We start from the raw sequence: 1,388 nt of genomic DNA, 5'->3' as shown, positions 1-1,388 counted from the left end.
GCGGCGGCACGTGAAGCGAGGGGCGATAATGTTTTTTATATTGGTGACACCAAAGACAAGGGGCGGGAATTTATTGGCTATGTGAGCCATTTTGCTTCGGCAATTACGAGCCATAGTGGGGATGTTGAGGAATTTTTATTCTCTGATCAAAGGGCGGATGGTTCAACGAAATATATCTCTGCTTATCGGGTGCGTTTTGCTTCGGGGTTTCGGATTGAGGCGCTTTCTAGCCGCCCTGAAAATATTCGCGGACTACAGGGCATTGTGGTGATTGACGAGGCGGCGTTTCATCAAGATGTGCGCGCTGTTTTGGATGCTGTCAATGCTTTGCTCATTTGGGGAGGCAAGATCCGTGTGATCTCCACCCATAATGGTGTGCTCAATCCTTTCAATGAATTGATCCGTGAAGCACGAGCAGGCAAAGTGCCTTTTTCGGTGCATTGTTACCCCTTTGGTGTTGCTGTTAAAAATGGCTTGTTTAAACGGGTTTGTGCCATGAAGGGGGAGGTGTGGAGTTTAGCATCTGAGCAACAATGGGAAGAGCAAATTCGTGCCTCTTATGGGGTGCGTTTGGCTGCGATGCGCCAAGAATTAGATGCCATACCAGCCGATCAAGAAGGGGCGGCTTTAACACGTTTGCAGATTGAAAATTGTTGCGCGCCTGACATTGCATTGTTGCGTTTTGCTTGTGTGGATGATTTTAAAAATCAATCGGAACATCAACGAAGTGTTGCTGCTTTTGCTTGGTGTGAGAAGCATATAAAACCTCTTCATGCTGGGCTTGACCGGCGGCGCCAACATGTTTTTGGTGTTGATTTTGCGCGGAGTGGCGATGCGACATCGATTGTGGTGATGGAGGTGGGACAAGATTTGGTGCGCCGTGTACGGTTTATGGTGGAATTGCGCAATACGCCGTTTGATCAACAAAGAGAGATTTTATTTTATGGGGTGAATGGTTTGCCGCGTTTGATGGGCGGCGCGTTAGATGCGCGGGGCAATGGGGCTTATTTAGCCGAAAAAGCGGCGCAGCGTTATGGGGCTTGTGTGAAGGAAGTGCCCTTGTCACAAAGTTGGTATGGCAAGGAAATGCCGGCTTATTTAGAAGCTTTTGGGGATGGGACGATTGTTTTGCCGCGCGATAGTGACATTGTTGCCGATCATCAAGCGCTTGCTTATGTCAATGGCATTGTGAAAATTCCAGACAATCATCGTTTTAAAGGCAGTGATGGTTTTATGCGTCATGGTGATAGCGCGATTGCTTGCGCTTTGGCTTATTTTGCCAGCCGCCAAACTCCTGAAATTTATGATTATACACCTGTGAGAGAGGCTTATCGTTTTGATGAAAGCTCGCTCTTTTCAACGCCTTTTTTTTCAACAATGCGATCAAA

At 47.5% G+C, this 1,388-nt stretch carries 1 protein-coding gene; it reads left to right on the top strand.

From position 1 onward, the window contains the following. Positions 1-1,388, top strand: a 1,388-nt coding sequence (locus ACFIL8_RS06440) for a hypothetical protein (RefSeq protein ID WP_375689167.1), incomplete at both ends; no start/stop codon positions are given.

The sequence above is a fragment of the Bartonella sp. AP57NXGY genome, from assembly GCF_042195805.1.
Classification (GTDB): Bacteria; Pseudomonadota; Alphaproteobacteria; order Rhizobiales; family Rhizobiaceae; genus Bartonella.
Note: the sequence above shows the minus strand (reverse complement) of the source record. Positions and strands in the feature narration are given on the sequence as shown.